This window comes from Micromonospora sp. L31 (genome assembly GCF_052068075.1).
In the GTDB taxonomy this organism is placed as follows: Bacteria; Actinomycetota; Actinomycetes; order Mycobacteriales; family Micromonosporaceae; genus Micromonospora; species Micromonospora purpureochromogenes.
On record NZ_JBQHDC010000007.1, the window covers coordinates 186,586 to 208,639 of the forward strand.

18 protein-coding genes are annotated in these 22,054 nt (G+C 73.7%); 10 read left to right on the forward strand and 8 right to left on the reverse strand.

All coding sequences use genetic code 11. The features are described 5' to 3' along the window. The first annotated feature begins 62 nt into the window (after window positions 1-62). The 7 genes from ACTMS9_RS20715 to ACTMS9_RS20745 are packed head-to-tail and all read left to right on the forward strand — an operon-like array spanning window position 63 to window position 8,609. Window positions 63-377, forward strand: coding sequence for a hypothetical protein (locus ACTMS9_RS20715; protein WP_088959938.1), 315 nt, complete (start codon window positions 63-65; stop codon window positions 375-377). A 13-nt stretch (window positions 378-390) separates the two neighbouring features. After that, window positions 391-753 carry a hypothetical protein gene (locus ACTMS9_RS20720; protein WP_067302246.1) on the forward strand — a complete coding sequence of 121 codons (363 nt, stop codon included), beginning with the start codon at window positions 391-393 and terminating at the stop codon, window positions 751-753. Between the two features lie 49 nt (window positions 754-802). Then, entirely contained in the window at window positions 803-4,306 is a 3,504-nt protein-coding gene (locus ACTMS9_RS20725; RefSeq protein ID WP_441165723.1) for an ATP-binding protein, read from the forward strand. A 1-nt stretch (window position 4,307) separates the two neighbouring features. After that, window positions 4,308-6,260 (forward strand): MFS transporter, encoded by a 1,953-nt coding sequence (locus ACTMS9_RS20730; RefSeq protein ID WP_441165724.1) that lies wholly within the window; start codon window positions 4,308-4,310, stop codon window positions 6,258-6,260. After that, window positions 6,257-6,814 carry a hypothetical protein gene (locus ACTMS9_RS20735; protein WP_441165725.1) on the forward strand — a complete coding sequence of 186 codons (558 nt, stop codon included), beginning with the start codon at window positions 6,257-6,259 and terminating at the stop codon, window positions 6,812-6,814. Before ACTMS9_RS20730 ends, ACTMS9_RS20735 begins: the two co-directional genes overlap by 4 nt. Then, window positions 6,811-8,010 carry a M23 family metallopeptidase gene (locus tag ACTMS9_RS20740; protein ID WP_441165726.1) on the forward strand — a complete coding sequence of 400 codons (1,200 nt, stop codon included), beginning with the start codon at window positions 6,811-6,813 and terminating at the stop codon, window positions 8,008-8,010. Before ACTMS9_RS20735 ends, ACTMS9_RS20740 begins: the two co-directional genes overlap by 4 nt. Beyond that, the gene (locus ACTMS9_RS20745; protein WP_441165727.1) at window positions 8,007-8,609 is read left to right on the forward strand and encodes a hypothetical protein; all 603 of its coding nucleotides are present in this window, start codon (window positions 8,007-8,009) and stop codon (window positions 8,607-8,609) included. Before ACTMS9_RS20740 ends, ACTMS9_RS20745 begins: the two co-directional genes overlap by 4 nt. A gap of 6 nt (window positions 8,610-8,615) precedes the next feature. Here the strand turns inward: ACTMS9_RS20745 and ACTMS9_RS20750 are convergent, their stop codons facing one another. After that, a complete protein-coding gene (locus ACTMS9_RS20750; protein WP_441165795.1) occupies window positions 8,616-9,170 on the reverse strand; it encodes an Rv0361 family membrane protein in 555 nt (184 codons plus the stop codon). 202 nt (window positions 9,171-9,372) lie between these two features. On the opposite strand from ACTMS9_RS20750, the gene ACTMS9_RS20755 reads away from it, so the two are divergent. Continuing rightward, window positions 9,373-11,940 carry an FtsK/SpoIIIE domain-containing protein gene (locus ACTMS9_RS20755; RefSeq protein ID WP_441165728.1) on the forward strand — a complete coding sequence of 856 codons (2,568 nt, stop codon included), beginning with the start codon at window positions 9,373-9,375 and terminating at the stop codon, window positions 11,938-11,940. Beyond that, window positions 11,937-12,671 carry a hypothetical protein gene (locus ACTMS9_RS20760; RefSeq protein WP_441141976.1) on the forward strand — a complete coding sequence of 245 codons (735 nt, stop codon included), beginning with the start codon at window positions 11,937-11,939 and terminating at the stop codon, window positions 12,669-12,671. The genes ACTMS9_RS20755 and ACTMS9_RS20760 overlap by 4 nt, the downstream gene beginning before the upstream one ends. 59 nt (window positions 12,672-12,730) lie before the next feature. On the opposite strand, the gene folE is transcribed toward ACTMS9_RS20760, so the two are convergent. The 4 genes from folE to ACTMS9_RS20780 all read right to left on the reverse strand — a co-directional run bounded on the left by folE (window position 12,731) and on the right by ACTMS9_RS20780 (window position 16,690). Continuing rightward, window positions 12,731-13,396 carry a GTP cyclohydrolase I FolE gene (folE, locus tag ACTMS9_RS20765; protein WP_210774414.1) on the reverse strand — a complete coding sequence of 222 codons (666 nt, stop codon included), beginning with the start codon at window positions 13,394-13,396 and terminating at the stop codon, window positions 12,731-12,733. Between the two features lie 35 nt (window positions 13,397-13,431). Next, window positions 13,432-15,435 carry an ATP-dependent zinc metalloprotease FtsH gene (gene ftsH / locus ACTMS9_RS20770; protein WP_441141975.1) on the reverse strand — a complete coding sequence of 668 codons (2,004 nt, stop codon included), beginning with the start codon at window positions 15,433-15,435 and terminating at the stop codon, window positions 13,432-13,434. Window positions 15,436-15,876: 441 nt separating this feature from the next. Beyond that, entirely contained in the window at window positions 15,877-16,452 is a 576-nt protein-coding gene (gene hpt, locus ACTMS9_RS20775; protein WP_179802179.1) for a hypoxanthine phosphoribosyltransferase, read from the reverse strand. A 100-nt stretch (window positions 16,453-16,552) separates the two neighbouring features. Beyond that, on the reverse strand, window positions 16,553-16,690 hold the full coding sequence (locus ACTMS9_RS20780; protein ID WP_210774141.1) for a hypothetical protein: 138 nt from the start codon (window positions 16,688-16,690) through the stop codon (window positions 16,553-16,555). A 150-nt stretch (window positions 16,691-16,840) separates the two neighbouring features. On the opposite strand from ACTMS9_RS20780, the gene ACTMS9_RS20785 reads away from it, so the two are divergent. Then, window positions 16,841-17,806 (forward strand): GlxA family transcriptional regulator, encoded by a 966-nt coding sequence (locus tag ACTMS9_RS20785; RefSeq protein WP_441141974.1) that lies wholly within the window; start codon window positions 16,841-16,843, stop codon window positions 17,804-17,806. Between the two features lie 354 nt (window positions 17,807-18,160). Here ACTMS9_RS20785 and ACTMS9_RS20790 read toward each other — a convergent pair whose 3' ends face one another. The 3 genes from ACTMS9_RS20790 to ACTMS9_RS20800 all read right to left on the reverse strand — a co-directional run bounded on the left by ACTMS9_RS20790 (window position 18,161) and on the right by ACTMS9_RS20800 (window position 22,016). Continuing rightward, a complete protein-coding gene (locus ACTMS9_RS20790) occupies window positions 18,161-19,795 on the reverse strand; it encodes a gamma-glutamyltransferase family protein (RefSeq protein WP_441165729.1) in 1,635 nt (544 codons plus the stop codon). 147 nt (window positions 19,796-19,942) lie between these two features. Continuing rightward, window positions 19,943-20,938 (reverse strand): tRNA lysidine(34) synthetase TilS, encoded by a 996-nt coding sequence (gene tilS, locus ACTMS9_RS20795; protein WP_441165730.1) that lies wholly within the window; start codon window positions 20,936-20,938, stop codon window positions 19,943-19,945. Between the two features lie 10 nt (window positions 20,939-20,948). Next, window positions 20,949-22,016 (reverse strand): zinc-dependent metalloprotease, encoded by a 1,068-nt coding sequence (locus ACTMS9_RS20800; RefSeq protein WP_441141971.1) that lies wholly within the window; start codon window positions 22,014-22,016, stop codon window positions 20,949-20,951. Window positions 22,017-22,054: the final 38 nt, after the last annotated feature.

Sequence of the window (22,054 nt, forward strand, 5' to 3'; positions counted from 1 at the left end):
TCCCGCCAGGCTTGCCTACTGCACCGCCGCGGCACCGCCGGCCGCGACATGGGGAGGTTCCAGTGATCGCCTTCGAGCTCATGCAGACGGCGACGTCCGGCGTCGCGCAGGCCCTGCACACCCTGGCGACGACACCGCTCGCCGAAGAGGCTCCGAAGGGCATCGACACCAACGGCGTCGTCACCTTCTTCGCCAGCAAGATCGCGCCCATCCTGCTCGCCGTGCTCGGTGTCATCTTCATCGGCCGGGCCAGCCGGGGTGAGATCTCCAAGGTGCTCACCAGCTCGGCCATCGCGATCGTCGGCCTGGCCTTCATCGCCGGGGCGGCCACACTCTTCTTCGTCGGCGACTACCTGATCGACCTGATCTTCGAATAGGCCCGGGCGAGACATGCGGCTGCGCACCGACGACGACATCTACCGGGCTCGCCTGGTCTACCTCGGGCCGCCCGGCTACACCCTTCCCGTCCACCTGCCGTACGCCCAGTACGGCCTGTTCATGCTGCTCGTACCCCTCTACATGTTCATCCACTGGCTGTTCACGCTGCAGGTCGAGCTCTTCCCCGCCTGGGAGATCGCGCTCGCCATCGTGAGCACCTCGTTCATCTTCCGGTACGTCGACCCGGACCGGCCGGCACGGATGGTCATCCGCACCGCCCTGACCGACTGGCGACGCACCCGGGAGCCGGCCGCCGAGCTGCGGGACCCCCGCCTGGTCGGCAGCCGGATCAGGATCCGGGAGGAACTGGCATGACCGGGCGTACGTCGATCGGGCAGTCGAACCACACGGGTGAGGCGGTCGCATGAGTCGCTCTTCCACGCCGGGTTTCCCGGCCGGACGTCACAGCGCCCCGCACGGTAACCGTGCGCGGTCGCTCGACTACCCGGAGGAGGAGATCCAGGACGAGCAGCCGTCCGACCCGGCCCTGGTGACCAGTCCGGGACAGGGTGGTGTCGGCGTCTTCCAGCCACCGCGGCCGGCGAACGGCCGGGGCGTAACGCCGGTCGAGCCGGGCCCGCCGATGCTCGTCGGCGACGGCACCGACATCGACTCCCCGTTCCTCGACCTCTTCGGCGGCCCCGGCGCGCCCCCGCGCCCCGGCCCGCCGCCCCCGGTGTCGTCCCCCCGCCGCGGCCGGGAGCACCCGCCGATCCCGCACCAGCCGGCGCCCCCCGCCTCGGCCCCGCCGCAGCCCGCCATCGCGCCGGAGACGCCGGCGGCGATCGAGGCGCCGGCCGCCGAGCGACCCGCCCGCACCCGGGTCCCGCACCAGCCCGGCGACCGCCTGCCCGTGCTGCGCCCGCCGGCGGAGGCCGAGCCGGTCGCGGACCGACCGGTGGAGACCCCGGTGCCACGCCTGCCGCGCGCGCTGCCCGCCGAGCCGCTGACCTCGCGCGAGGCCACCGAACGCAGCCGGCGGGAGGCCGTCGAACGGGCCCTGCGGGAGGCCGCCGCGCGGGCCCGCCGGGAGACCGTCGCACCGGTCCGTCCCGAGCCGGCCGAGCCGGCCGAGCCGGAGTGGCCGGAGCCGGAGGAGCTGCCCCGGTCGGCGCCCGTCGGGCCGTCACGACGCGAGATCGAGGAGCCGGCCCGGCACGCGATCGCCGAACCGGGCCGGCGCGAGCTGGCCGAGCCCGGACCGCAGGAGCCGGCGGAACGGGCGTCCCGGGAGCTGGCGCCGCCGCGCCAGCGCGCGGCCGGCCGGCGCACCCCCGCCAAGCCCGTCCGGGTACGCCCTCCGAAAATCAAGTTCGGTGACCGGGACCCGTCGATCGACCTGGCGATCACCGAGATCGCCGGCCACCTGACCTTCACCCCCAACACCGTCACCGCCTGGTACTGGCTGCCCGAGGTGCGCTGGGCGTTCCGCCCGGACGCCGAACGGGAGGCGCTGCTCTCGGCGATCTCGGAGCAGTACGCCGGCCTGGCCGGGTTCCGGCTGCACCTGCGCCGCACCACCCGCCCCTTCCCGGCCGACGAGTGGGCCCGCACCATCGACGCGCACACGGCCGCGCCGCTGCCCGACGTCCCCGGCACGCCCGGCTGGGCAGACCACCTGGTCGCCGCCCAGCGGCACCTGATGTCGGTCAACCACGCCGAGGGGCAGACCTACCTCGGCGTCACCTTCGCCCGGCGCTCGCTCGGCGACTCGCTCACCGAACGGCTGCTGCGCACCTTCGGCCGGGGCACCGCCGACGGCGAGCGCCGCAGGCTCGGCCGCACCGTCGAGCAGTTCGACGAGGTGCTGGGCGCGTTCGGCATGCGCGGCCGCCGGGTCACCGCGCAGGAGCTGGAATGGCTGCTCTACCGCTCGGTCGCGCTCTGCATGGCGCCCCCCGGCACGCTCTCCCCGGTGACCAACGGCCGGTGGGAGCGGGGTGACCTGCTCGCCCTCACCGAGCAGGTCGAGCGGTACCGCACCCCGTACGGCTCCACGGTGAAGCTGGTCAACCGGATGACCGGCGAGGAGCGGCACGTCGCCGTGCTCGCCGTCGGCCGGATGGAGCCGCTGGAGATCCCCGAGCGGCACGAGCCGTGGCTGCACTTCCACGAGCGGCTGCCCTGGCCGATGGAGATCTCCACCCGGGTCGACATCCTCGGCTCCGGCGACTCCTTCCGTAACCTCGAGCACCGGCTGCGGATGATCCGCTCGCAGCAGCTCGACTACGCCGAGCACGGCATCGACGCCCCGCCCGAGCTGGAACGACTGGCCAAGCGGGCGCTGGTGATCGGCGACGAGATGACCACCGGCCTGCCGGTGGACTCGGCCCGCGCGCACGGCTGGCACCGGATCGCGGTCGGCGGCCGGACCAGGGAGGAGTGCCTGGAGCGGGCCCGCCGGCTCATCCAGCTCTACTCCCGCGAGCTGCGCATCTCGCTGCAACACCCGAAGAACCAGGACTGGCTGGCCCGCGAGTTCATCCCCGGCGAGCCGATCGCCAACACCGGCTACGTCCGGCGGATGCCGGTCAACCTGCTCGCCGCCGCGCTGCCGCAGGCCGCCTCCACCGTCGGCGACCGCCGGGGCGACCTGATCGGGCGTACCGCCGGCACCTGCCGCCGCCCGGTCTTCCTCGACCTGCACTTCCCGATGGAGGTCCGCGAACGCTCCGGCCTGGCGGTCTTCGTCGCCGAGCCCGGTGGTGGCAAGTCGACCCTGCTCGGCGCCCTGGGCTACCTGGCCGCGCGGCGCGGGGTGCAGGTGACCCTGCTGGACCCGTCCGGCCCGCTGGCCCGGCTCTGCGCGATGCCGGAGCTGCGACCGTACGCACGGGTGCTCAACCTGACCGGGTCGGAGCACGGGACGCTGGCCCCGTACTCGCTCATCCCCACCCCGCTGCGCAGCGAGTTCGGCAGTGGCGCGGCGGGCGACCGGGAGTTCGAGATCGCGGTCTCCAACGCCCGGGCCGAGCGCCGGATGCTCGTGCAGGACATCTGCATGATGCTGGTGCCGCCGCAGGTGGCCCGCGAGGCGTCCACCGCGACCCTGTTCCGGCACGCCGTACGACAGGTGCCTGCGGAGGAGACCTCCACGCTGGACGACGTGGTCGCCTGCCTGCAGGGGATGGACGACGACGCCGGCCGGGAGCTGGCCAACCTGCTGCTCGACACCGCAGAGATGCCGCTGGCGATGCTCTTCTTCGGCCGCCCGCCGGAGGGGCTGCTCGGCGCCGACGCCGCGCTCACCGTGATCACGATGGCCGGCCTCCGGCTCCCCGACCTCAAGATCGAGCGGGAGTACTGGTCCGCCGAGGAGGCGCTGGCCCTGCCGATGCTGCACACCGCGCACCGGCTCGCGGTGCGTCGCTGCTACGGCGGGTCGATGTCGTCGCGCAAGCTGGTCGGCCTGGACGAGGCTCACTTCATGGAGGGCTGGCGCTCCGGCCGGTCGTTCCTGGTCCGGCTCGCCCGGGACTCCCGCAAGTGGAACCTCGCCGCCCTGGTCGCCTCGCAGAACCCGAAGGACATCCTCGGCCTCGACGTGCAGAACCTCGTCTCCACCGTCTTCGTCGGGCGGATCGCCGAGGACGCCGAGATCGCCTCCGAGGCGCTGCGGCTGCTCCGGGTGCCGGTCGACGACGGGTACGAGGCCACCCTCGCCTCCCTCTCGGCCGTGGACGCCACCTCGGCGGACCGGCTCGGCTTCCGCGAGTTCGTGATGCGCGACGTGGACGGCCGGGTGCAGAAGGTCCGGGTCGACGTGTCGTACGTCGAAGGGCTGCTGGCACACCTGGACACCACCCCCGGCGGGGTCGCCCAGGTGGCCGGGCAACTGCCGACCGTCCTGGCTGACCTGGAGGCGTGACATGGCGAGGGCCCGGGCACGGATCGCGGCGCTCCTCCTCGCGATCGGCGTACTCGCCGGTGCCACGATCGCCTGGCCGGTGGTCGGGGCGACACCGGCCTCGGCGGCCCCGCCGGTGACGGCCCAGGCGGCGGCGGAGCTGTGCAGCACCAAGGAGTGGCAGGCCGACTTCCGCGCCTGCTTCCGGAAGCTGCAGCAGATCAGCGAGAGCGAAATCACCTGCAGGAAGCCCCCGGTCGCCTCCGCACCGGACTCCGGCCTGGCCGGCTGGTTCGCCTCGCGGCCGGACTCGTCCAAGTTGCCCGGGCCGAAGGGCTTCTACAGCGATTACGGCTACGCGGGTTACAGCTTCAACACCTATGACGTCGAGGGCGGCTGCGCCTCCACGGTGCTGCATCCGGACTACAAGTTCACCACCACGGTCGCCAACGGCGAGTTCATGTTCGCCACGGCGATCATCGGCGCCTCGAACGCCATGCGGGAGCGGGCCTGGGACCCGCGCTCGATGTGGGGCTGGGCCGACCCGCTGGTGGAGAAGGCGACCAAGGCCGTCTACCAGAAGGTGTTCAGCGTCTTCGGCATCGTCACGCTCTGCGTGGTGGGCCTCTACCTGCTCTGGCGGTCCCGCCAGTCGGACATGAGCAACGCGATGACCACGGCCGGCTGGGCGCTGCTGGTGATGGTCGCGGTGACCGCCCTGGCCGCCTGGCCGGTCAAGTCCGCCAACATCGCCGACGGCACGCTCATCACCACTCTCGGCGTCGTGCACGATGCGGTGGGGCCGGCTTCGAGGGACATTCCCGCCGACAAGTGCGTACTTCCGAATCCCGACGCCTGCGTCGACAAGAGGCCACCGGCGGTCCGGGCGAGCGACACGGCAACCGAATCGATGCTCTACCGCAACTGGATGCGTGGGGTGCTCGGTTCGGCGGACAGCGAGACCGCCAAGAAGTACGGCCGCGGGCTCTACGACGCCAAGTCGCTCTCCTGGGGTGAGGCGCAGTCCATCCGGACCAGTCCTGCCACTCGTGAAGTGGTCATCAAGGCCAAGCAGCAGCAGTGGATGACCATCGCCGAGCAGATCAAGAAGGAAGACCCGGAGGCGTACGAATACCTCACCGGAGCCCGGGACATGGACCGGATCGGTTCCGGGTTCATCGCCGTGCTGGCCGCGCTGCTCTTCGCCATGTTCGACCTGACCGCCTCGCTGCTGGTGCTGCTCGGCTTCCTGATCTTCCGCTGGGCGGTCATCGCGGCACCGATCCTGGGCACGGTCGGCCTGCTGAGACCGGCCAGCGCCGGGTTGCGGCGACTCGGCAACGCGGTCGTCGCGGCGGTGTTCAACATCGCCATCTTCGGCACCGGAGCCGCCATCTATCTCTTCGCGGTGGACCTGATCATGAGCACGCCCACCCTGGCCGGCTGGCTCCAGGTGGTGCTGGTCTGGCTCTGCGGCGTGGTCGGCTGGCTGCTGCTGCGCCCGTACCGGCGGATCACCCAGCTTGGCGGCAAGGACAGCAGCGAGGCGGTCAGCTCGGCCGGCTCCTGGCACCGTCGCTTCTTCCGCGACATGCGGGTCGCCGCGCGGCTCGACGTGGTGGAGCCGGGCGGCACGACCGAGCCGGTCCTCGCCCGACGCCGCGGACTGGCGTTGGAACCGTCGAACCTGCGACCGGAGGCCCGGCGCGAGGACCCTTCGCACTCCTCCAGCACGCTCGCGGTGCGGGATCGACCGGACGGTCGGGAGCGCGCGGACGAGACGGATCCGCCGGAGGTGCGCTCCGGCGACGGTGCGCGCACCACCGCGCCGCGTCCCCGCCGTCGGCAGCCGGCCAGCTGGACGGAGCCGGACGTGCCCGATGAGTCGCCGTCCTTCGTCGTGTACCGACCGGATCCCGCCGAGCGCACACCGGCCAGCAGGCCGAACCCGCGGGTGCGCTCCGAGGCACGGTGACGGCCATGCGGCGAGCGATCGAGTTCCTGGCCACCCGGGTCCTGCGGTCCCGGATCGGCATCGCGCTCGCGATCGCCGTGCTGGTCTTCGCGGTGATCGGGACCGCCCGCCTGGTGACCGGCCCCGTCGACCCGGCCATCGGGCTCAGCAACCGCCCGCGCGAGCCGATCACCACCGTGGACCCCGCGGAGGGCGACGACGGCGTCATCGCCACACCGGTGCCGGCGTCCCCCCGGACGCGTCCCGGTGAGCCGACCCCTCAGCAGATTGCGGACCGGTTCGCCAAGGCGTGGCTCGGTGGGCCGGCCGTCACGGCGGAGAAGTGGCATTCGGACCTGCGCCCGCTGTCCACGGCGGGGCTCACCGAGAAGCTGACGGGCGCCGATCCAGCGGGGGTGCCGGCGGAGAAGGTGACCGGGGAACTGGTTCTCCGGCCGCGCACGGAGGCCTTCGCGGAGGTGCTGGTCCCCTTGGAGACCGGGCGGCTCCGGCTGGAGTTGGTGGCGCCGGACGGGCGCTGGTTGGTGGACGCCGTGGACTGGGAGCGGGAATGACTGCCGAGCTGCCGGGGGTGGGCCAGCCGCCCCGTCGCCGACTCCGGGTCGGCGCCGTGGTCACCGCGCTGACCGCCACCTTCACTCTGCTCTGCTGCGGCGGCGGCACGGCCGCGTTCTTCCTCACCAACCTCGGCGGCGAGGAGCAGAGCATGGTCTCCACGGAACAGACGTGCGGCGAGGACCACCGGGTCGACGTCACCGGCAGGATGCCGCGCATGTCCGACTACGGCGACAGCCAACTGCGCAACGCCGCCGTCATCATCAAGGTCGGGCAGGAGATGAAGGTGCCACCCCGCGGCTGGGTGATCGCGGTGGCGACCGCGATGCAGGAGTCGGCCCTGCGCAACCTGGCGAACAGCACCGTCGCCGGATCCCGCGACATCCCCAACGAGGGGGTCGGGCGCGACCACGACTCGGTCGGCCTGTTCCAGCAGCGGGCCGGGTGGGGCAGCGTCGCGCAGCGGATGAGCCCGGACTATGCCGCCCGCAAGTTCTACGAGAAGCTGCTCAAGGTCGACGGTTGGGAGCGGCTCCCGCTGACCCTCGCCGCCCAGCGGGTCCAGATCAGCGCCTACCCGGACGCGTACGCCAAGCACGAGGACACCGCCGGCCGGATCGTGAACGCGCTGGCCCAGGGTGCCGCCCGGACGGTGCGGATCGCCGACAAGACCGTCTGCGACCGGGCCTCCGCCAAGACGATCGCCGCCTCCGGCTGGACGTCACCGATCCCCGGCAGAGTGGGCTCGGGCTTCCGGACCGCGAGCCGACCGCAGCACAACGGGGTGGACATCGCCGCGCCGAAGGGGACCACGCCGATCCACGCGGCGGCCACCGGACGGGTGCTGGTGGCGCGCTGCGACCCGGACCACCGGGGCCGGCTCGACTGCGACGTGGACGGCTACCCGGGCAAGGGCGGCTGCGGTTGGTTCGTCGACATCCTGCACGCCGGCGGTTACATCTCCCGCTACTGCCACATGGTGGAGAAGCCGCTGGTCGTCCCCGGTCAGGAGGTGCGGGCCGGTGAGATCATCGGACGGGTGGGCAGCAGCGGCAACTCCTCCGGCCCGCACCTGCACTTCGAGGTGCACCGGGATAGTGACCGCAGCTCCCTCGGGGCGATCGACCCGGTGCCGTTCATGCTGCAGCGGGGAGCGCCCCTCAACGGGTCGAGCCCGAGGCAAGCGGCACGATGAGCGGTCCGCTGCCGGATCCCTTCGCCGGCCAGCCCGACTGGGCGCCGCTGACCCCCCGGCCGGTCGAGATCGTGCCCGCCACCGGGCGGGTCGAGCTGCGTGGCCGGCGGGTCCTGGTCGGGCTGCCGGGCCTGGGCTGGCGGGGTGACCTGCGGGCCGACGAACGGGTGGTGCAGGGCAGCCGGACCTACGTTCCGGTGATCCCCGAGCACGAGTGGTACCGGGCCGAGTCCGACCAGGTCGAGGTGTTCGCGCCGTTGATCCCGGTGGAGCGGGTCTGGGTCGAGACGCTCGGCGAGCGCCCGTCACCGGGCGCAGCCGGTCGCGAGCAGGGCATCCGGCTGGTCTCGTTGGACGAGCCGGCCCACCGGATACCGACGCCGGTCTTCGAGGCCGACACGGTCAGCGGCCGGCGGGTGGTGCACGTCGAGGATTCGGTCGAGCACCGGGATCTGCGCGCGGTGACCGAAACCTACTCCGGCGCCGACGGCGACATCTGCGTCCGGGTCACCCCGGAACTGGAGTGGTACCGGTGGGCCTGGCGCGGGCAGCCACCGACCACCCTGGAGGTTCCGGTGCACCTGTTGTGGATCGAGTAAGGACGGTCAGGAGCGCTTCGCGGTACATACCCGCCAGCCGTCCTTACGCTGCGTCTCGAACCGCCAGCCCTGACGATCGCTCTGCGAGATTCCGTCCATGAAGGCTGAGAGGATGAGGACGACTTCGACGCTAGCGCGGTCACCCTGCTGCTGAATCTTGAAATCTTCCCAGCTTGTCGAGATCTTCGTGCCGAAGCGGCGCTCTCGCGCTACAAGATCATCGCGAAGGAGCCGTAGATCGTTGATGTCGGCACCTTCCTGGCAGGCGAGCTCACTTGCTCTCGTGTCATCGCGATCCGCGAGAAATGCCTGGATGTACCCGGCCACCACGACGTCTGGAGTGCTACGGTCCGGCGCTGTCGCGCGGTCGTACAGCACGTAGCCGATCACCGCACCGCTCACGCAGAGCAGCGCCAGCACCCCCGCGACCACGGTGAGGACGGTGCGGGTCCGGCGGGGCTGCTGCTGTGGCGCCGGCGGGGCGGCCGGGGGCGCCAACTGGTCCGGCGGGGTCCGCTGCGCCGGTACGCGGGAGACCTGGGAACCGGCGGGGGGCTGCACTGATTCCACCCCCTGAGGCTATCGGCTGAGCGCCCCGCACCCAATGCCCCAGATCCTGCGGATCGTGACAGGACGAACCCGTGACGTGAGAGTTCGCCACGCTTTGCGACAAGACGGTCCCGCACCGCCGCGCTTCCCGGGTGAGCGGTCGGACCTGGGATACCGTCGGGGTTCGGGGAGGTTTCCAACCTCGGAAAGAGGGGTGGACACGGTGGCCGGTCCGAAGTCGCGTACGAACCGTGCCGCCGCCCTGCACCGGCGGGCCGCCGCCACCGCCGTAGCCGCCGCCGGCGTGCTCGACGAGACCCGCCCGGCCCCCGCCGACCAGCGCCGGCAGTACGAGCTGGCCGACCGGCTGCGGACCGCGGCGGCGGTGCTCGCGCCGGGCTGGGCCGGTGCCCCGCTGGACATTTTGCCGCCGGACACCCCGGCCGGCGAGGAGAACCCGCCGTTCGTCCGGGTCGGCACCGCGGCCCCGCTGGACGACGCGCGCTTCCCCGCGCTGGTGCCGCTGCTCGGCGCCGGCCACCTGACGCTCGACGTCGACGCCCGGGAGCCCCGGGCGGTCGGGCTGCTCCGGGCCGTACTGCTGCGGCTGCTGGCCGCGACGCCGGCCGGCTGCCTGCTGGTACGCGCGGTGGACGGCGCGAGCGCGGGCGACACCTTCGCGTCCTTCGCGCCGCTGGCCGACGCGGGCCTGCTGCCGCCGCCGGCGGTGGACGTGGCCGGCCTGCGGGCGGTGCTGACCGAGGCCGAGCAATGGGTCTCCCCGGGCACCGGCCGGCCCCGCCGGCACGACCGGACGCTGCTGCTGATGATCGCCGGGCTGCCGGAGCTGACCGGCCCGAGCGACCTGGCCCGGATCGAGGCGCTGGCCGCCCAGGGCCGCCCCGCCGGCCTGCACCTGGTGGTCGCCGGCTGGCCCCCACCCGGCCCGTACGCGGCCCGCCCGCCGCTGCCGGAGGCCACCCGGCTGGAGCTGCGGACCGCGTACGCGCTGCTCGGCGATCCGCCCGGCAGCCCGTTCGGTGGGCCGGGCGGCGACGGGCCGGGCGGCCTGAACTCTCCGGTCTTCGTGGACGAGGACCCGGGGCCGGACCTGATCGGGCAGGTCTGCCGGCGGTTGGCCGCGCAGGTGGAGGAAGGTTCCCGGCTCTGCCTGGCCGAGCTGCTGCCGCCGCCGGAGGAGCCGCTCTGGCAGGCCGGCTCGACCGACGGGCTCTCCACCACGGTGGGCGACGCCAACGGGCGGCCGGTGACCGTCGGCTTCACCGAGCTGACGCCGCACTGGCTGATCAGCGGTCGCTCCGACGCCGGCCGGTCGGCGTTCCTCACCAACGCACTGCTCGGCCTCGCCGCGCGGTACGGCCCGGACGAGCTGGTGCTGCACCTGGTGGACCTCGGTGACGGCGAGTCCTTCGTGGAGTTCCTGCAGACCGAGCGGGACCGCTCGTGGGTGCCGCAGGTCCGGGCCGCCGCGATGGCCGCCGACCCGGAGTACGTGCGGGACCTGTTCGACCAGTTGGCGGCGGAGACCCGCCGGCGGGAGGAGGCGGGCGCCCGGGCCGGCGGGCAGCGCTACGCGCAACTGCGGGAGCACCAGTCGCTGCCCCGGATCGTCTGTGTGATCGACAACTTCCCGCTGCTGCTGGCGACCCGGGATCCGGTCGCCGCGGACGTGCTCGCCCGGCTGGACGGCCTGGCCCGCGCCGGGCGCGCGTACGGCATCCACCTGGTGCTGGCCGGCGCGGGTGACCTGGGCATCGGGGCGGGCCCGGCGCCGCGCGACTCGGTGTTGGGCCAGTTCCCGGTGCGGGTGGCGCTCTCCGGTGGCGGGGCGGTGCTCGCGCCCACCAACGACGCGGCGGCGGGCCTGGCGGTGGGCAGCGCGGTGGTCAACACCGCGGGCGGGTTGGGCGGGCCGCGCGGCGCCACCCGGGGTCACGAGCGGCTGGTCCGCTTCCCCGACCCGCACGACGCCCCGGAGACGATCGAGCAGCTCCGGCACCGGCTCTTCGAGGCCCGCCCGGAGGGGACCATCCCGCCGGTGGTCTTCGCGGGCTGGGCCCGGCCGCTGCTGCGCAACGACCCCCGGCTGCGGGCCGCCCTGGCCGGCCGGGCCGGTGGGCCGGCCGCTCTGCTCGGCCGAGCGGTGGACGTGGCCCGGACGACGGTCGCCGTCCCGCTCGGCCCGGTGGCCGGCCGCAACCTCGCCGTCCTCGGGGCGGGTACGGGGGCGGCCGGGTTGCTGGCGAACGCCGCGCGGAGCACCGCTGCCCACCATCCACCGGGTGCCGCCCGGTTCGTGCTCGCGGCGCTGGCCGAGGGCTCCGCCGCGCTGGCGGCCGGGTTGGCGACCGAGCTGGCGCAGCGGCAGCGGGTGGAGACGGTCGACGCGGCGGGCCTGCTGGCGGCGATGGACGGCGACGGGCCGGCCTACCTGGTGGTGTTCGGGGTGGACCTGGCGACGGCGGAGGAGCTGCCGGTGGAGCGGTTGCGCACGCTGCTGCGCGAGGGTCCGCCGACCGGCATCCACCTGCTGGGCTGGTGGCGTACCGTGCCGCCGTTCGCGGCGCTGCTGGAGCCGGACGGCGAGGTCGACAAGCTGGCCGCGGTCGCCGCGGTGGACGTGCCGGGGGCGATGCTCGGCGCGGTCTTCGGGCGACCGGTGGAGTGGCGGCCGCGCCCCGGCCGGGTGGTGCTCTGGGACGGCCCGGGTGAGCGGGGCACGGTGCTGGTGCCCTTCGCGGACGGGGAGGAGCCGGCGTGAGCGGGCGCGACGAGCGGGCCGGCGCGGCGGGCGTCGACGAGGCGTCCCCGGCGACGCCGGTCCGGCAGCGAATCGGGAACGAGCCGGTCGGCGCGGTGGCCGCCGCCTGGACGGACTACCTGGCCGCCGCGCGGCAGCTGGACGGGGTACGCCGCGCCGCCGCCACCGCCGCCGCCGAGCAGGCCCGGGCGGTGGAGGCGGCCCGCGAGGAGCTGGCCGGGCTGCACGCCCGGTTGGCGCCGCAGCAGGCCGGGCTGCGGGAGCTGGGCGTACCGGCGATCACGCTGACCCCGACGCCGCCGGAGCTGACCGAGGCGGCCCGGTCGATGGTCGGTGGCCCGGCCGCCGTGCTGGCCGCGTTGCGGGTGGCCCGCGGCTGGGCGGACGCGGCCGACGCGACGCTGGCCGCGCGGGGTCCGCTGCGACCGGCGGCCTGGCCGCCCCGGGCCCGCAACCTGCTGGTGTACGGCCCACTGGCGCTGCTGGTACCGATGGTCCAGCTGATCGTCCTCGCGGCCGCCGGGGCCGGCGCGGCGAGCCTCGTGGCGCTGGTCGTCGGGCTGCCGATGCCGGCGGTCGCCTTCGGGGCGGGCTGGGTGGCGGTGGGTCGGCTCTTCCCGCCGCGCCCGGGCGAGCGGCTGGACCGGACGGCCCGGCTGGGGGCGCTGACCTGCCTGCTCCCGGCGTTGGTGACGGCCAGCGTGATCATGCTGGCGCTGCTGGCCGGCTGAGACGCGACGGCCGCCCCGCCCCCACGGGGGAGCGACGCGGCCGGTCGGGATGCTACGGGTCAGCGCGGAATGATCAGGGCCATCGCCTCGGCCCGCGACTTCGCGTCGTGCTGGAGGGTGCCCCGCACCGCGGAGGTGATGGTCTTGGCGCCACTCTTCTGGATGCCGCGCATCGCCATGCACATGTGCTCGCACTCGAGCACCACGACGACGCCGCGCGGCGCCAGCTTGCTCATCAGCAGGTCGGCGATCTGCGAGGTGAGCCGCTCCTGGACCTGCGGGCGGCGGGCGAAGACCTCGACCAGCCGGGCCAGCTTGGACAGCCCGGTGATCCGGCCGTCCGGCCCGGGGATGTAGCCGATGTGCGCGCTGCCCCGGAACGGCAGCAGGTGGTGCTCGCAGAGGCTCATCACGTCGATGTCCCGGACGAGCACCAGCTCCTGGTGGTTGGCCTCGAAGGTGGTGCTGAGCACCTGGGCCGGGTCGACCCGGAGGCCGGCGAAGAGTTCCGCGTACGCCCGGGCCACCCGGGCCGGGGTCTGCTGGAGTCCGTCCCGGTCGGGGTCCTCCCCGACCGCGATGAGGATCTCGCGGACGGCCTTCTCGATCCGGGCGAGGTCCATGGTGTCCTCGATCGGACGGCCGGTCAGCTTGCCGCTGATCAGCCGGGCCGCGACGTAGTCCAGGGCCTCGTCGCCGTCGGGCTCGGTCGACGAGGCGGCCAGCCCCGAGTTCTCGGGGCTGGCCGCAGCGTCCGTGTTCAGTGGGTACCGTCCGAGTTGTTCGAGCCGCCGACCGACGCGCCGTCGGCCTGCGCCTGGGCCTTGAGCTTGTCCTTCTCGGCCGGGGTGAGCACCGGGGGCTCGGTGGAGGGCTGACGCTTGCCGAAGCCGTTGTAGGGGGCCATCGGCGGACGCTTCGCCACCCGGGCACAGATCCGGGCCATGTCGGCGGTGGAGAGGGTCTCCTTCTCCATCAGCTCCAGGACGATGTTGTCCAGGACGTCCCGGTATTCCACCAGGATCTCCCAGGCCTCGTCGTGGGCCAGCTCGATCAGGGCCCGCATCTCGCCGTCGATCTCGGCCGCCACCACGTCGGAGTAGTCCCGCTCGTGGCCCATGTTGCGGCCGAGGAACGGCTCGTCGCCGCTGGTGCCGTACTTGATCGCACCGAGCTTGGAGCTCATGCCGTACTGGGTGATCATCGCGCGGGCCAGCTGGGTGGCCTTCTCGATGTCGTTGCCGGCGCCGGTGGTCGGCTCGTGGAAGACCAACTCCTCGGCGGCCCGGCCACCCAGCGCGTACGCCAGGGTGTCGACCATCTCGGCGCGGGTCTGGGTGTACTTGTCCTCGGTCGGCAGGACCAGGGTGTGGCCCAGCGAGCGGCCGCGGGACAGGATGGTCACCTTGTGCACCGGCGCCGCGTGCGGCAGCGCCCAGGCGACCAGCGCGTGGCCACCCTCGTGGTACGCGGTGATCTTCTTCTCCTGGTCGCTCATCACCCGGGTCCGGCGCTGCGGACCCGCGATCACCCGGTCGATCGACTCCTCCAGGGAGTCGTTGGTGATCGCCCGCTGGTCCTTACGGGCGGTGAGCAGTGCCGACTCGTTGATCACGTTGGCGAGGTCGGCGCCGCTGAAGCCGGGGGTACGCCGGGCCACCGAGTCGAGGTCGACGTCGGGGGTGAACGGCTTGCCCTTGGCGTGCACCCGCAGGATCGCCTTGCGGCCCTCCATGTCGGGGGCGTCCACCGGGATCTGCCGGTCGAAGCGGCCCGGGCGCAGCAGCGCCGGGTCGAGGATGTCCGGCCGGTTGGTGGCGGCGATCAGGATGACCCCGCCCTTGGTGTCGAAGCCGTCCATCTCGACGAGCAGCTGGTTGAGGGTCTGCTCGCGCTCGTCGTGGCCGCCGCCCATGCCGGCGCCACGGTGCCGGCCGACGGCGTCGATCTCGTCCACGAAGACGATCGCCGGGGCGTTCGCCTTGGCCTGCTCGAAGAGGTCGCGGACCCGGCTGGCGCCGACACCGACGAACATCTCCACGAAGTCGGAACCGGAGATCGAGTAGAACGGCACCCCGGCCTCGCCGGCCACCGCGCGGGCGAGCAGCGTCTTACCGGTACCGGGCGGGCCGAAGAGCAGCACGCCCTTGGGGATCTTGGCGCCCAGGGCCTGATACTTCGCCGGGTTCTGCAGGAAGTCCTTGATCTCGTGCAGCTCCTCGACGGCCTCCTCGGCCCCCGCCACGTCCGCGAACGTGGTCTTCGGCGTGTCCTTGGTGATCATCTTCGCCTTGGACTTGCCGAAGTTGAGCACCCGGGAGCCGCCGCCCTGCATCTGCGACATGAAGAAGATCAGCAGGAGCACCAGCAGGGCGATCGGGAGCAGGTTGACCAGCAGGCTCACCCAGATGCTGTCGGACGACACCTTGGCGTCGGCCGGGCCGGTGACCCGGTTGGCCGCCTTCGCCGCGAGGACGTCGTTCCAGACCTCGTCGCCGACCTCGTACGGGAACTGGGCCTCGATACGGTCGGTCGTGGTGTCGCCGAACTTGGCCTTCTCGGCCAGGTTGAGCTGGAGCGTCTGCTCCTTGTCCTGGAAGACGACCTTGTTGATCTTGGCAGTGTGGAGCTGGTCGAGCGCAACGGAAGTGTCCACGCGGTGGTAGCTGGGACCAGCGGTGAACAGCTGACTGAGCACAACGGCGCCGAGGATGACCAGGATGATCCAGACCACCGGTCGGCGGAAGAAACGCGTACGTTCCATGCTGTTGTCGAGCGCCGAGACGCCCGCATCCTCCTGATCGACGTCCTGACCGTCTGAATGGTGTCGCCGCGTTGGCGGCGCCGAGCCGCCGTGCGGGCCGGCCTCGACCCCGAGGCGCGCCAACTGCCGCGCCGCGGTCATTCGACGGTACACCGTGTGCGCCAGGAGTGAGCTTCTGAGCCCAGCACTTACGCGGACGGCGAACCGGGGTTCAGCCGGCGTGGCGGGAGCTCCGCACCCGGCCACCCGACCGCCGGTCACACACCAGTCGAGGGGTCGGGCGTGGAGATTGCCTCCACGCCACCGGCACCTACCGTAGTCCGATTTGCTGAGAGCCCGCTGAACGTCCGCTCGATGGACACCGATACGAGCAGCTCTCGGCCCGGCCTGCCGGGACCACCGCCGGGCCGGCGGCGGGAGCGGACCCGGCCGGCGAGGGGCTCAGGCCCGGGCGTAGACCTCCGGCTTGAGCACGCCGACGTAGGGCAGCTCGCGGTAGCGCTCGCCGAAGTCGAGGCCGTAGCCGACCACGAACTCGGTCGGGATGTCGAAGCCGACGTACTTCACCGGGACGGGGACCTTCACCGCCTCCGGCTTGCGGAACAGGGCGACCACCTCGACGCTGGCCGCGGAGCGGGACTCCAGGTAGCGCAGCAGCCAGGAGAGGGTCAGCCCGGAGTCGACGATGTCCTCGACCACCACCACGTGCCGGCCGGCGATGTCCCGGTCCAGGTCCTTGAGGATGCGGACCACGCCGGAGGAGGTGGTGCCCTGGCCGTACGAGGAGATGGCCATGAAGTCCAGCTCGGCCGGCGGACCGTTCCGGCCCAGCGCCCGGGCGAAATCGGCCATGAACATGATCGCGCCCTTGAGCACGCAGACGAGCAGGAGTCCGTCCTCGACGCCGGCGTAGTCCGCCGAGACCTGCTTGGCCAGTTCCGCGGTCTTCTCGCGGATCTGCGCCTCGGAGATGATCACGTGATCGATGTCGGCGTCGTACCAGGAGCCGTCAGCCATGACTCCTAGCCTGCCGTACGCCGGCTGGCCTCCGTCGGCGGGGCCGCCCCTTTTGGAGCGGTCCCGCCAGGGATTTTTTCGGCAATCCGGACCAATCACCTCAGCAGGTGCGGGACTGCCAGCGGCGGCCCTGGTCGGTCGGCTTCCAGTCGGCCGAGTCGTGGCTGTCCGCGGTGAGGCCGGCGGCCGAGGCGACGGCCAGACCGACGAGGAAGAGCAGAAGCAGCAGGAGTTCCATGGCGGCGCTCGCTTTCGCGTTGTTTGGAGTGTTATCGCCGCCGGTGCGCACCGGACTGGTACCAGTTTCCGTCCGCCGCGAGGAGCCGGACAGTGGCAGGAATGCCCTTGCCCCTCGATTTTCTGCCACCGGCGGGGTTACCCTCGTCACATGCTCCGATCCGTCGCCGTCCTCGCGCTGGACAAGGTCGCCCCGTTCGAGCTCGGCGTGCTCGCCGAGGTCTTCGGCACCGACCGCACGGCGGACGGGTTCCCCGGCTACCGGTTCGCCGTCTGCACCGCCGACGGCGGCCCCGTCCGCACCTCCTCCGGCTTCGGGCTGACCCCGCACGCCGACCTCGGCCCGGTCGAGGAGGCCGACCTGGTCGCCGTGCCGGCGCACAGCCAGGGCTGCGCGGTGCCCGAGCCGGTGCTGGACGCCCTGCGCCGGGCCGCCGACCGGGGGGCGTACCTGCTCAGCGTCTGCTCGGGCGCGTTCGTGCTGGGCGCCGCCGGGCTGCTCGACGGACGCGAGTGCACCACCCACTGGCGGTACGTCGACGAGCTGCAACGCCGCCACCCGGCGGCCCGGGTCCGGTGCAACTCGCTCTACGTCGCCGACGGGAGGGTGCTCACCAGCGCCGGCACCGCCGCCGGCATCGACGCCTGCCTGCACCTGGTACGCCAGGAGCACGGCTCCGCCATCGCCACCCGGCTGGCCCGCCGGATGGTCGTCCCCCCGCACCGCGACGGCGGCCAGTCCCAGTACGTCGAGGCGCCGATCCCGGTCACGCCGGAGGCCCCCACGCTGGAGCCGGTGCTGAGCTGGCTGATCGGGCACCTGGACCGGCCGACCACGGTGGACGAACTGGCCGCCCGGGCCGGCATGTCGGCGCGGACCTTCGCCCGCCGGTTCCGGGCCGAGACCGGCACCACCCCGCACGACTGGCTCACCAACCAGCGCGTGCTGCTGGCCCGCCGGCTGCTGGAGGAGACCAAGCTCAGCGTCGACACCGTCGCCGACCGGGCCGGCTTCGGCGACGCCGCCGCGCTACGCCACCACTTCACCCGCCGCGTCGGCACCACCCCGCACGCCTACCGCACCACCTTCCGCGACCGCGTCACCACCACCACCTGACCCACGCCCAGCCCCACGTCGACCGCAACCAGCCCCACGGCCACCAGCCCCCGCCACGACCGGAACGACCGCGCCCACCCCGCGGGCTACGGACCTGCGGAGAAGGCTGGTTCCAACCACCGCGACCACCGCGACCCCGACCACCGCGACCACCGCGACCACCGCGACCACCGCGACCACCAAAAGATCCACCCACCCGACCGGCGGGACCCACCCAGCTCGGCCACCCGGGTTTCGCCGGAGCCCGACCCGCGCAGGGATCAAGCCTGACCGCCCGGAGCGGGTCGGGCTCCGGCGAAACCCCACCCCGCCCCCGACGAACCGAAAGCGCCAGAACCACCCGGCAACCGAAGATCAGAACCCGACCGCAGCCCCGTCCACCCGCGACTCCGACCCCACCACGTACCCGCCGGACGGACCCCGCCACACCGCCTGCCCGTACCCGAAGACCGAAGGCTCCTCCGCGACGGTGACCTCGTGCCCCCGCGAGCGCAACCCCGCGACCAGGCCGGGCACCGCCGCCAGTGCCGGCTCGACCAGCAGGGTCCGGCCGGCGTGCCAGTACCAGCGGGGAGCGTCCAGCGCGGCCTGCGGGTCGAGGCCGGCGTCCAGGGTGGCGGAGACGAGCTGGACGTGCCCCTGTGGCTGCATGTGCCCGCCCATCACGCCGAACGGGCCGACCGGCGCGCCGTCGCGGGTCAGGAAGCCCGGGATGATCGTGTGGAAGGGCCGCTTGGCCGGCCCGACCACGTTCGGGTGCGCCGGGTCGAGACGGAAACCGAGGCCCCGGTTCTGCAACGCGAAGCCGTGCCCGGGCAGCACCACCCGGGAACCGAACGCCAGGTAGGTGGACTGGATCAGGCTGACCATCATCCCGCCCGCGTCGGCGGTGCACAGGTAGACGGTGCCGCCGCGCTCCGGGTCGCCGGCCACCGGGTCGCCGGCCCGGTCGGTGACCAGGGCCCGCCGGGCCGCCGCGTAGCCGGGGTCGAGCAGGGCGGCGGTCGGCACCGGGGCCCGCTCCGGGTCGGCCACGTGGGCGTGGGCGTCGGCGAAGCCGAGCTTGACCGCCTCGATCTGGCGGTGCAGCCGCTCCCCGGCGTCGAGCGCGGCGAGGTACGTGCCGTCCAGGATGTTCAGCGCGAGCAGGGCGGCGATCCCCTGCCCGTTGGGCGGCAGTTCCCAGACCTCGTGCCCCCGGTAGCGGGCGCCGACCGGGTCCACCCAGGTGCCGGCGTGCCGGGCCAGGTCGTCGCCGGTGAGCAGGCCACCCGTGCGGGCCGCGTGGGCGTCGAGCGCGGCGGCGATGTCGCCCCGGTAGAAGTCCTCCGCGCCGGTCTCGGCGATGCGGCGCAGGGTGCGGGCGGCGTCCGGGTTGCGCCACCGCTCGCCGGGGCGCGGCGCCCGCCCGTCGATGGTGAACACCCGGTCGAACTCGGCGTACTCCTCGCCGCCCGGCTCGACCCGCGCGGCCAGCGCCCGGTCCCAGGTGGCGGCGGTGCCGGCGGCGACCGGGTAGCCGTGCTCGGCGTAGGAGATCGCGTCGGTGAAGAGGTCCGCGAAGGGCAGCGACCCGAACCGGTCGTGCAGGTCCCGCCAGCCGGCCGGCGCGCCGGGCACGGTCACCGGCAGCCAACCCCGGGCCGGCATCGCCGGACCGCGCGCCTGCGCGCCGCCGAGCGCGTCCACCGCCGCCGGCGCGCGCCCTGCGGTCGCGGTGAGCACCACCTCCCGGGTCAGCGCGGCCGGGGACCGGCCGGAGGCGTTCAACCCGTGCAGCCGCTCGCCGTCCCAGACGATCGCGAACAGGTCACCACCGATGTCGTTGGAGGGCGGCTGCACCACGGTGAGCGCGATCGCCGTGGCCAGCGCGGCGTCGACGGCGTTGCCGCCGCGCCGCAGCACGGCCAGACCCGCGGCCGCCGCGAGCGGCTGGCTGGTCGCGACGGCACCGTTCGGGGCGAAGAGCGGCTGTCGCGGGTACGCCATCCGCCATGTCTACCGCCTCCGGCGGCTCCCGGGGAGGGCCCGCCTCGCCTCCCCCGTGATCGGAACCCGGAAACCGGGACGACCCGCCGTCGGATCCCTCGGAGATCGTCACCCGATCACGGCTCGACCGGCGGCCAGGGCCCTGCCTCAGTCGACCCGGAGCAGACGGCCGGCGCGGCGGGACACCCGCAGCCCGCCCGGCAGGTGCGTCGCGCCCTGCCCGCGCCAGTCGGTGACCAGCGCGTCCAACGCGGCCACGTGCCGGTGCGACAGCGCCGCTGGAGAAGCGCCCAGTTCCCGGGCCCAGGCGTGCAGCACCCGGGTACGCACCGCCGGGGCCAGCGCGGCCAGGGCCGCCACGGAGAGTCCGCCGTCGACGGCCCGTACCCCGGCCGGGGCGGCGAGCGCGGCGGCGGCCAGGTCGTCCAGGGCGGCGGTGTCGGCGGCCACCAGTCGGGCGGTCCGGGCCAGGTTGTCCAGCACCCCCGGGCCGAGCGCCCGCAGCAGCACCGGCAGCACGTCGGCGCGCACCCGGGCGCGGGCGTACGAGGGGTCGGCGTTGTGCGGGTCCTCCCACGGGGTCAGCCCGAGCGCGGCGCACGCCTTGCGGGTGTCGTCCCGGGTGACGTCGAGCAACGGGCGCAGCAGCGGCACCCCGTCCAGTTCGCGGCGCTCGGGCATGCCGGCCAGTCCGCGCGGTCCGGCACCCCGGGCCAGCGCGAGCAGCACCGTCTCGGCCTGGTCGTCGCGGGTGTGCCCGACCAGCAGCGCCGCCGCGCGGTGTCGCCGGGCGGCGTCGACCAGCGCCTGGTAGCGGGCCTCGCGGGCGGCCGCCTCCGGGCCGCCGGGGCGTCCGGCCACGGTCACCGGCACCGCCTCGACCGGGTCGAGACCGGCCTCGACGGCCCACCGGGCCACCGCCTCGGCCCGCCCGGCCGAGCCCTCCTGCAACCCGTGGTCCACGGTCACCAGACCGGCCCGCCGGCCGAGCCGAGGCGCCACGAAGGCGGTCGCGGCGGCCAGCGCGAGCGAGTCGGCCCCGCCGGAGCAGGCCACCAGCACCGGCCCGTCGGCCGGCAGCGGGGTCAGCGCGCGGCGGACGGCGATCCGGATCGCGGCGACCGGCGGGGCGAGGGCGGCCACGGCCGTCCGCTCAGCCGGCGGTCGGGGTGGCGCCGGCCGGCCCGTGCACCCGGGCCACCCAGGCGTCCGGGTCGCCCAGCTCGTTGAGCCGGGGCAGGGTCAGCGGGGAGCCGAAGATCTTGTTGAAGCCGTCCATGCCGACCCGGTCGACCACGCCGTGCACGAACTTGCGGCCCTCGGCGTACTGGCGCATCTTGACGTCGACGCCGAGCAGCCGGCGAATCGCCTTCTCCAGTGGGTTGCCGGCCTCGCGGCGTCGGTTGAACCCCGCCCGGATCCGCTCCACGCTGGGGATGACCTGCGGGCCGACGCCGTCCATCACGAACTCGGCGTGCCCTTCCAGCAGGGTCATCAGCGCGGTGAGTCGGTCCAGCACGGCCCGCTGGGCCGGAGTCTGCACGATGTCCAGCACACTGGTGCGGCTCTCCGGGTCCTTGATCGCGTCGGAGAGGGTGGCGACGCCCCGGCGCAGCCGCTCCAGCAGGTGCTCGTTGCCCTGCGCGGCGTCGACGAAGGCGTTCACCTCGCCGAGGAAGTACGCCCGCATCCAGGGCACCGAGGTGAACTGGGTGCGGTGGGTGACCTCGTGCAGGCAGACCCAGAGCCGGAAGTCGCGCGGGTTCGCCTCCAGCTTCCGCTCCACCTCGACGATGTTCGGCGCGACCAACAGCAGCTGCCCCGGGTCGGCGGAGAACACCTCGTACTGGCCGAGGACCCGGCCGGAGAGGTAGGCGAGCACCGTGCCGGCCTGCATCCCGGTCAGCCGGGAGCCGATCGCCTCGGTGAGCGGCCCGGGACGCTTGTCGCCGGAGAGCCGGTTGACCAGCGGGGTGATCACCTCGCGCAGGCCGGCGATGTTGGCGGCCGCCCAGTCCCGGCGGTCCACCACCCGCACCGGCGGGTGCGTCACCTGCGAGCGCAGCCCGGTGTAGTCGGCGACGTGCCCGGCCGCCTCCTCGGTGAGCCGTCGCAGGTCGACGACCACGTCGGTGGCCTCGGCGTACGACACCCGGGGGCCCGACTTGCCCAGCGCCCCCGCGGTCGCGGCGGCCAGATCCCAGTCCACGAACTGCGCCATGCACCCACCGTACCCGCGCCGGAACACCCCGGCCCGGC